Annotated in this window: 11 protein-coding genes and 1 pseudogene; 3 read left to right on the forward strand and 9 right to left on the reverse strand. The window is 33.6% G+C overall.

Translation table 11 applies throughout. From position 1 onward, the window contains the following. From carB to WG67_RS08880, 3 genes and pseudogenes are all read left to right on the forward strand, one after another. Positions 1–2,137 (forward strand): carbamoyl-phosphate synthase large subunit (gene carB / locus WG67_RS05625; protein ID WP_458694939.1); only part of this gene is annotated, 2,137 nt, incomplete at its 5' end. Between the two features lie 164 nt (positions 2,138–2,301). After that, positions 2,302–2,517, forward strand: coding sequence for a hypothetical protein (locus WG67_RS06500; RefSeq protein WP_080717592.1), 216 nt, complete (start codon positions 2,302–2,304; stop codon positions 2,515–2,517). Continuing rightward, positions 2,514–3,102 (forward strand): annotated as a pseudogene (locus tag WG67_RS08880) (IS110 family transposase); the annotation flags it as partial. The gene WG67_RS06500 and the pseudogene WG67_RS08880, both read left to right, overlap by 4 nt. Before the next feature lie 180 nt (positions 3,103–3,282). On the opposite strand, the gene WG67_RS05635 reads toward WG67_RS08880, so the two are convergent. The 9 genes from WG67_RS05635 to WG67_RS05675 all read right to left on the reverse strand — a co-directional run bounded on the left by WG67_RS05635 (position 3,283) and on the right by WG67_RS05675 (position 9,049). Beyond that, the gene (locus WG67_RS05635) at positions 3,283–4,263 is read right to left on the reverse strand and encodes an SGNH/GDSL hydrolase family protein (RefSeq protein ID WP_010082050.1); all 981 of its coding nucleotides are present in this window, start codon (positions 4,261–4,263) and stop codon (positions 3,283–3,285) included. 140 nt (positions 4,264–4,403) lie between these two features. Then, on the reverse strand, positions 4,404–6,329 hold the full coding sequence (gene rpoD / locus WG67_RS05640) for an RNA polymerase sigma factor RpoD (RefSeq protein ID WP_070357027.1): 1,926 nt from the start codon (positions 6,327–6,329) through the stop codon (positions 4,404–4,406). A 138-nt stretch (positions 6,330–6,467) separates the two neighbouring features. After that, on the reverse strand, positions 6,468–6,779 hold the full coding sequence (locus WG67_RS05645) for a cation:proton antiporter subunit C (protein WP_006279706.1): 312 nt from the start codon (positions 6,777–6,779) through the stop codon (positions 6,468–6,470). Beyond that, positions 6,776–7,195 carry a Na(+)/H(+) antiporter subunit B gene (locus WG67_RS05650; protein WP_006279705.1) on the reverse strand — a complete coding sequence of 140 codons (420 nt, stop codon included), beginning with the start codon at positions 7,193–7,195 and terminating at the stop codon, positions 6,776–6,778. The genes WG67_RS05645 and WG67_RS05650 overlap by 4 nt, the downstream gene beginning before the upstream one ends. Further along, positions 7,188–7,715 (reverse strand): DUF4040 domain-containing protein, encoded by a 528-nt coding sequence (locus WG67_RS05655; RefSeq protein WP_015589497.1) that lies wholly within the window; start codon positions 7,713–7,715, stop codon positions 7,188–7,190. Before WG67_RS05655 ends, WG67_RS05650 begins: the two co-directional genes overlap by 8 nt. A gap of 1 nt (position 7,716) precedes the next feature. Further along, positions 7,717–8,004: a monovalent cation/H(+) antiporter subunit G gene (mnhG, locus tag WG67_RS05660; protein ID WP_006279703.1), complete on the reverse strand. Its 288-nt coding sequence runs from the start codon at positions 8,002–8,004 to the stop codon at positions 7,717–7,719. Positions 8,005–8,010: 6 nt separating this feature from the next. Further along, on the reverse strand, positions 8,011–8,256 hold the full coding sequence (locus tag WG67_RS06505) for a monovalent cation/H+ antiporter complex subunit F (RefSeq protein WP_007548527.1): 246 nt from the start codon (positions 8,254–8,256) through the stop codon (positions 8,011–8,013). 28 nt (positions 8,257–8,284) lie between these two features. Next, complete coding sequence (gene rpoZ / locus WG67_RS05670; RefSeq protein ID WP_007548528.1) at positions 8,285–8,692, reverse strand: DNA-directed RNA polymerase subunit omega; 408 nt, start codon at positions 8,690–8,692, stop codon at positions 8,285–8,287. A 60-nt stretch (positions 8,693–8,752) separates the two neighbouring features. Then, positions 8,753–9,049 carry a helix-turn-helix domain-containing protein gene (locus WG67_RS05675; RefSeq protein ID WP_010081926.1) on the reverse strand — a complete coding sequence of 99 codons (297 nt, stop codon included), beginning with the start codon at positions 9,047–9,049 and terminating at the stop codon, positions 8,753–8,755. Positions 9,050–9,360: the final 311 nt, after the last annotated feature.

The following is a 9,360-nucleotide window of genomic DNA, read 5'->3' on the forward strand; positions in this document are numbered from 1 at the left end:
AATGCGCCACGGAATTAGCATAGAAGAAATAAATTCGATTACAGGATATGACTTATGGTTTCTGCAAAATATACAGCAAATTATATTAACTGAACAAAAAATCAAGGAAAATGGATTTCCTGGAACTGCGTACGAAATGTTAGAGCTGAAAAAAATGGGATTTTCAGATGCAAGATTAGCAAAGTTAAGTAATAGACCTACCTCTGTCATTCCAGTACCCTCTAATGTCATCCCAGTGCGTGACACTGGGATCCAGCCAGCGTTACACGCTGGAGATCGAGTAAAACAAATCGAAGAAATAAGAAAAAAATTTGGCATTAAACAAGTTTATAAACGCGTAGACACCTGTGCAGCTGAATTTGAATCGAGCACTGCTTATATGTATGGCTGCTATGAGGGTGATGTTGAAAATAAAACGGAATGTGAGGCGAATATTTCTGACCGAGAAAAGGTTGTCATTTTAGGAAGTGGTCCAAATCGCATTGGTCAAGGTATTGAGTTTGATTATGCATGCGTACATGCAGCTTCTGCCGCCAAAGAAATGGGGTATGAAACAATAATGATCAACTGTAATCCCGAAACTGTCTCAACTGACTACGATACCGCTGATCGTTTATATTTTGCACCACTCATTGCAGAGGATGTGCTTGAAATACTAAGTAAAGAGCAAGAAAATGGCACACTGGTTGGTGTAATAGTTCAAATAGGCGGTCAAACACCTTTAAAGTTAGCCAAAGTGCTTAACGAGAGAGGTTTCAAAATTCTGGGAACTTCGTTTGATTCTATTGACCTTGCAGAAGATCGCATGAGGTTTAAAAACCTTGCTTTGCAACTTAATTTAAAACAACCTGAAAATTCTATCTGCCATTCAGTAGAAGAAGCGTTAACCAACGCAGAAAAGGTGGGGTTTCCACTAGTAGTCAGGCCATCATATGTCCTCGGCGGTCAGTCTATGTCGATTAGACACGATACTCAGAGCTTTAAAGAGTACGTCTTAGATCAAACTAAAATCTTTGAGCATGGTTCGCTGCTTCTTGATAAATTTTTAGTCAATGCAGTTGAGGTTGACGTTGATGCTGTATGTGATGGGGAAAAAGTTTTCATTGCAGCGGTCATGGAGCATATTGAAGAAGCTGGTATCCACTCTGGTGATTCAACATGCTCAATACCGACAAATACATTGAGTGACGAAGTAATAAAAGAGATCGAGCTCCAAACTGAGAGAATAGCATTAGCATTAAAAGTGAAAGGTCTGATAAACATTCAGTTTGCTGTTCAAGAGAATAGACCTCTTGCAGAACCTGTTTGTGATGAGAAATCTTTAGGAAAAGTGCAGATGAGCACCACAGAATACTCGAATGTATTTGAGGAGCGCAGACAAGCTTTGACGACAAAATTGCCTTCAGAAATCGAGTTATGCAAGAGGTCTAGTGATGTATACATACTTGAAGTGAATTTAAGGGCTAGTCGAACCGTTCCTTTTATTTCCAAGGTAATCAATATTCCTATTGCAAAGCTTGCCACTCAGGTTATTTTGGGTAAAAAATTGAATCAGGAAAACAAGCCTTTCAATCATTTTGCAGTTAAAGCTGCTGTTTTTCCATTTACCCGCTTTGCAGGAGTTGATACTTTACTTGGTCCTGAAATGAAATCAACAGGAGAAGTGATGGGAATTGACTCATCATTTGAAGCTGCACTTGCAAAAACGCACATGGCTGCAGGATACAAGTTACCAACAGAAGGAACAGCTCTGGTTTCAGTAAAAGATGATGATAAAAAGTATATATTGCCAGTTGCACGAATGTTGAAAGAACTGAGTTTTGAAATATATGCCACCAAAGGCACAGCTTCGTATCTGAACAATAACGGCATTGCTGCACAAGCTGTAAATAAAGTAAGAGAAGGCAGACCCCACATAGTTGATATGCTCAAAGATGGAAAAATAAATCTAGTGATTAATACTTCAAAAGGTGTAAAGTCAGCCTCAGACAGCAAAGATATCAGGAGAACTGCTATTTTGCAAAATATAGCTTACAGCACCACAGCTTCCGGAAGTAAAGCGTTAGTGCTTGCAATTCAATATGTAAAGAATAGCAAACTGGAAGTGAAATCATTACAGCAGATACAAAACGTTTAAATATCAAAACTAGAATAATTCACTCTCAAAATGCTAAAGAGAACATAATAAAAAGATGGAAATTTTGAAGGAAATAGTATACCTAAAGAATCAACTAGCGTAATTGAACAGCCAAATGCTGCAACGAATGCTCCACAATCTCACCTAGAGGACACTTCCCTTATATGTTAAGAACAAGTCTTTATAAATATCAAAGTAGTGAGATTAAAGACACACAGAGAAGAGGAATCGTCACGCCCCTTGATTATAAGAATCGTTGTTCAGCAAGGTTCTCTTCTCTGGTTTATTATACTGAAAGTTCCGAACAACTGATTGAGCTTTTAGGCTCGTATATAAGGCTGGAAAATGCAGTATATGTTATTATTACGGAGGAATTATGAATTCATCAAACATTATTGCTGGCATTGATGTTAGCAAAAGTAAATTAGATCTCCACATTCACCCACTTGAGCATTATAAAATATTTGAAAACAATGTACAATCCATTGATGAAATGCTGGACTTTTTACGTTTGCATAATGTAACCAAAATTGGTCTTGAGGCAACTGGTGGATACGAAAAATTATGTGCCTATACTTTACTAAGCAATGGTTTTGAGGTGTACGTCATTCAACCAAGGTGGGAGAGACTATGCTAAAAGCCTTGGTATTACTACAAAAACTGATAAAATAGACTGCAGTATCATCTCACGTTATATTAATAATACAGATATGCGTGTTACTCCTTTAACAGTTAGTAATGGTAATATTGATTGCTTGAAACAAAAATTATCTCGTAGAAACCAACTTGTAGAAATAGCAAAAATACAAAAAACCCAAATCCAACAGGTAACTGATACATCTATAATCAAACAAATAGAGGAACTTCTTGCAATTTTACGTAATCAAATTAAAACTTTAGAAGATGAAATGATTACATTTATCGATCAAAACCAAGAGCTTAAAAGAAAATATATATCAATAACTATATAGTAGCGGGATGACGGTTTTTCAAATTATCGGTAAATCTAAGTCAGTTTAGCTATAGGCAGCAATTTTCTGTATTTATTTTAAATTGAAGAAAGCTCAAATGAAAGATCGTGTTTTGCTAAAAATCACAGAATGCAGTCTGGTTACTATTTAAAAGGATATGTTCAAAAAACTGTGTCAAATCAACTCATACACTTCATTACCAACTTCATGATGAAGTTCCGCAGTTGGATGGAAATAATCAAAAAAGAAATAATCCTTTAGTGTTTCTTTGCTACACCCAGGGTTATAGTGAACGTCAAGTTCCCCTTTAAATATCAACTTTAAGAGTATTTTTATATTTTCTTTAAATCTCCCAACTTGGTCTGCAATGTTCGATGTGCATGCATCTTGACAATTTAAACCTTTGCTCTTGTATTCGCTAAACATACTTCTCATTTTAGAGTTAAGATCAAATGCTTTTATTTCAAGATTTGTACTTTTCTTCATATAATCTAAGCCTTTAGCCAGTTTTGCATTGAAACTCTCCGTGAGCTTTGTAGCTAGTTCCCTTGCTTCTTCATCTCTATTAAAAGCTGGTATTGAGCCAACTTCAGGTGCATTTGCAACAACTACATGCTTAACACCATGTTCATTTAGAACCTTAAGTGCATTACATATTTCACTCACTGCTTGTTCCAACACTTCTTCCGCTTTAGTATCGTCATAAGCAGTGGCAACCATAACATCATTTCCGCCGATTATGATGCAAAATAAATCTTCTTTACCTATATCTGGATGATGTTTAATTACCGCATCTAGCTGGTTAGCTAAACGAAATTTATTGAAGAAATAAGAAAAAATAGGGTCAAAAATTTCAGATGCTGTTGCATATGAAACTGCGTAATTCTGACCTTGCTGTTCGTGGCATCTCCCAAAAAATGAATAACTCCACCCAGGTTTAAATTCATCTAAATCTAAATATTTTGCTATATATTCAACAGCAGTAGGGCCATTGCTAAAAGATCTTCCTTGATAAAAAGGATCATCAAATTTTACGCTTTTTGCAAAGGATAAATTATTTAAAATTCCAATGATTGCGCCATTATCGGATAAGCTATCACCCAGAACATAAAAATTTCTATACTTTGAATTAGAATTGTCATTTTTGTTTGTCATAATATTTACCGTAGATTAGCATGTTGTTTCATTAGATTCATAGAAAAAGAAAAATAGCGGTGAAATTATACAACTTTGGCCTAACTTGCTCTCCACTTTTTCCGGGCAAAATCAGCTTCTTCTTAACTTGACACGTATACTTAAAAGAACCCTCTAAGTTTTCTAGCACGGCTTGGATGTTTCAACTTGCGCAGTGCTTTTGCCTCTATTTGCCTAATTCTCTCACGTGTTACATTAAAAATTTTTCCTACTTCTTCTAAGGTATGTTCCTTCCCATCTTTACCAAGGCCAAAACGCATTCTTAAAATTCTTTCTTCCTTTGGTGTTAAAGTTGCAAGAACATTGGTTGTAATGCCACGCAAGTCAGCAAGTATTGCAGCATCCTCTGGCCTGGAGACTCGCTTGTCTTCTATACAATCACCAAAGGTACTACTATCATCTTTTCCTGTTGGAGCTTCAAGACTTACTGGATCCCTTGCTATTTTCATAACTTTGCGTATTCTTTCCAGTGGCATTGTCAGTTCTACACTCAATTCCTCTAACGTCGGCTCTCTTCCCATCTCATGAGTCATCTTTCTTAATGCTCTGTTGATTTTACTGATAATTTCCACCATATGAACTGGTATTCTAACTACTTTAGACTGCTCAGGTATTGCTCTAGTGATTGATTGTCTTACCCACCAAGTGCCATAAGTTGAAAATTTATATCCACGTTTGTAATCAAACTTATCCACGGCCTTCATAAGACCAATATTGCCTTCTTGTATCAAATCAAGCAGATCAAGGCCTCTTTTTGAATACTTCTTAGCAATGGAAACTACTAGCCTTAAGTTAGCCTTAATCATTTCTTGCTTTGCTTCAGAGACTTCTCGTTCGTGTTTTTGTATTCTCTTGATTAGCTCCTTAAATTCTTGTACGTTATCTTCCTGTATATGCTGCTTAATACCGTTCAAGGTACTAGCTATATGTTCAGAGTTATCGTCTATAAACCTTAAAAATTTGTTTTTTAATTCACCTGTAAAAGAGGACTGATTTTCATTGATCTTTAAAAGACTTATCTTTTTCAATTCGTGCTTTAAAAGCACGTCATCATAAACTTTATAGAAACTTTCTCTATCGATATCGTATTTTCTAGCCTCAGCAATAAGATTAGCCTCTTCAAGCGTAATGGATCTATTTATCTTATAAAGTTCTTGTGTAACTCTGGCAACAGCAGCATCACTTAACTTAATTTGTAATGCTATAGACCATATTTGATTATACAAATTTTCTAGCTCATTAGAGAAATTTTTAGAATTTTTTCTTAATATCAACGCTTCATTTGTTAAAGTAATTATCTCATCCAATGCAACTATGACCTTTGGCAATAAGTCACTTTCCATTTCAAGAATAGAAACATTTAAATTGACTGAACTTATATCTTCATTATTACCGTCTTTCTCATCATCACTACAGTACTCAGCATCTTCAGAAACATCCTCAGAATCCTCAACATCTTCAGCACTTTCTTCACTCTCTTCACTTTCTTCTTTGGGTACCACATTAAAATCAGAGTTATAAATTGCATCCAGATCTATAATTTCTCTCAGTAAGAGAGCTCCATTACTTAAATCATCACGCCATACTTTTATCACCTTTAATGTTACTGATGTTTCAATTATTGCACGTAACATGTTATGCTTTTCAGATTCAATTTTTTTTGCTATCTCGATTTCACCTGCCCTTGATAAAAGCTTTACGGAGCTCATGTCTTGTAAATAAATCCTCACTGGATCATCATTTTGTACTAAAGTTGCAGTAACATTTGGCGATGTGTCATCATCATCAAGTTTACTATCATCACTGTTGGAAGGAATATCTTCTTCATCTTCGCTACTTTCAAGCACATTAATTCCGGAATCCTGCAATAAAGATATAGCATCATCTATAAAGTCAGACGAAAAATTTTCATCTGATAATTTATCATTTATATCATCAAAGGTGATAAAACCACCCTTTTTTATACTCTTAGTTACCAGATCTTTGGTAATTTTTTTCTTATCTTCTGCATCATTAATAGTTGACATCATTACCTTTATAGTTTATAATTTTATTTCTTATTAACAAACAAACTTACAACGAGCAAGTCTATAATTTTACTTTTAACTTGTGGCTATTTGTTACTTCATATAGTTTAAGATACTGTTAATTTATGTACACTTGTCTTAATCAATTGTTCCATACTTTTCTTCCATTTTTACTGCTATGGATAATCCAACTGAAAATGTTGCAATTCCAACCACTATAGCAGTAAGCATTAAAACATGGGGTATAGGATTGCTATATGAATAAAAATTTGAAACCAATATAGGAGGCAAGGAACTTTTTATATATCCTAGAGATATGTAAAATAACAAAACAGATGCTTGGAAGACGCTTACCCCTATCATTTTCTTGATTAAATTTTTATCGTTTATAATAATATATAAACCTAGCACCATTAATACAATAATAATCGTATAATTATATAAAGTCATTGTTTTTTCCTACGAGCAAAATTTATATATATAATTAACATAGAGGAGCAGACAGTAAATGCTACACCTAATTCCACCAAAAAAATACCTAATTTTTGACCGGTTCTATTATTGGTTAACAAGATATCATAAGATAAAAAATTTTGGCCAAGTAAAGTTGTTGCAACGCCCGTTCCTCCATAAATTAAAATACCTAACACGTTAGTCAATCTAATCACAGAATAAGGTATTGCTTTTAGAGTTGTAGATACACCAAATAGCATTGAATATAATATTATCCCGGAGGCAATAATTATTCCTGCTTGAAAACCTCCACCCGGAGTGTAATCACCGTGAAATTGTATGTATAAACCAAATAAAATGATAAAAGGTATCATCAAAAATGTTACTGCATTTAATATCGGATCTTTAATCATTTTCTTTTTCTTCTTTTAATATCAACGTTATACAAAGCGCAGCAGTAAAAACTACTATAGTTTCTCCAAACGTGTCATAACCACGAAAGCTTGCCAAAATAGCTGTCACTATATTAGGAATACCGGTAGCTTTTTCGGTATTTTCCACATAATAAGGAGCAACATGCAAGTGGATCGGAGCATTGTGGCTGCCAAAATCTGGCAATTGAATCATAAAATATGACAAACATACAGCCAGAAATAACATAAAAAAAAGCGTTATAGGGTTATGAGATAGATTTACTTTATGATTCTTTATCAAGGAGAGTGCTGCAAACGTAAAAACTGTACTGAGCCCCGCACCAACAGAAGCTTCAGTAATTGCAACATCAGGTGCATTCATAATTAAGTATATAAGCGCAATCAGTGAACTAAATACACACATTAGAACAGCACTTACGACTAAATGTCGCGAGAAAACTATAAAAACCGTAACTGTTAGTAACAACAAAAGTAACACTACATTTAATATTTCTAACACCTTAGCCTTCTTTAACAGTTTTTTTCTTAACTTTATAATGAGTGCGCGCTAAAATATAGCTATTAGTTGAGTTAGCTACCCATATTATAAAAATTAATAATACTATTTTAACAGTATTGATTGAAAATCCATTCTGCAAAGCAAAACCAATTAACAATAACGTTGCACCGCTAGAATCTGTAATACCTGCTGCATGTAACCTAGTATAGAAATCAGGAAATCTGATCACCCCTATATTTGAAATAATTATCAAACAAATACCTAAAAATATGAAAATGGATCCTATCATAAATTATCAAAACAACATTAATCTCATTAGTGCTATAGTTGATATAAAGCTAACGCTAGCATACAACAATGCTATATCAATTAAAAAAAAATTATTCAGAATGATTGATATTGCTGTTATAAGTACAACTACTTGCGTTGAGAAATTATTGAACGCTAAAACCTTATTGTACACATCATTTGACTTAGACACTATGCAACACAACATTACACTCATACAGAACAACAGTGTATAGATAGCAATGCAAATCATTTAAAGACTATGTGACTTCAGTAGATTTCTAAACGGATACTTCTTCATCGCCATCTTGATCATTTATTTCATCATCTATTTCACCATCCACTTCATAATCTTGGCTTTCTTGACTTGCATCAAGATCTGTGTTATCAGAAAAATTTAATAAATTCGCTAGCTTACTTGTATTACTGCTGTAAACATTATTCATATTTCCTTTCATGTATTCCTTGCATCTACCTACCAAAAGGCTAAACAGCTCATGAGTATCCACCTGTTTTCCTGCTATTTCATGTAAGGAAACTATGGTATTTTTATGACCTTTAAACTTAGCTGCTTGAATTGGATTACTTGCCCCTGTATTTAAATCATGTGTTCTTTGACTTGCCAACAGAACCAATTTGAAACGGTTACTTACCCGTTCTATACACTTTTCTACAATAGACTCAGCCATAAGATACTACCTTAATAAGTTTTATACTATATCACAAAAAACAAGTTGTCAACTTTGTATCTATTGCGATTCAACTTCATGTTTTACTTTTTCTGCCTCAGATTTTATTTCTTGGCTTTCTGTCATCGTGATTGTTATCTCATGATCAAGTTTTTTTAGAAATCCTAACAATCGCTCTAAAGAAAAACCATCTATTTTACCATTTTTAATTTGCGATACCTTTGGCTGATCAATACCAAGTTTCTCAGCTGCAAAAGCCTGAGTCCAAGCATTTTTTTCTATAATTTTATTTATTATATAAAGCAACTTTGTTTTTATTCCTGCGCTGTCTAAGTTATTTAACGATATTATTTCCATAATTCTTACACTCACATATCAATTAACTTTATTAAATATTATAACATAATATTTAATATACCAAGATATTAATATCATGTAACTTGTCTTTACTTGTTTCCGGACAACCTCTTAAAACTTTAAGTTGATTATATATTAATATTTTTATCAAATTTCTAGTAATTTTAAATTACCATTTTACCATCAGTCTATCTGAAAAAACCATTTATAGAAAGAACAAGCTAAGATTACAAAGCTTGAAATACAAAAATAATTATTTTATAAATTTATCTTACATAAGAAGTTTATATCTCTATATCTTAATATAAATA

Source organism: Wolbachia endosymbiont of Drosophila incompta (genome assembly GCF_001758565.1).
Taxonomy (GTDB): Bacteria; Pseudomonadota; Alphaproteobacteria; order Rickettsiales; family Anaplasmataceae; genus Wolbachia; species Wolbachia pipientis.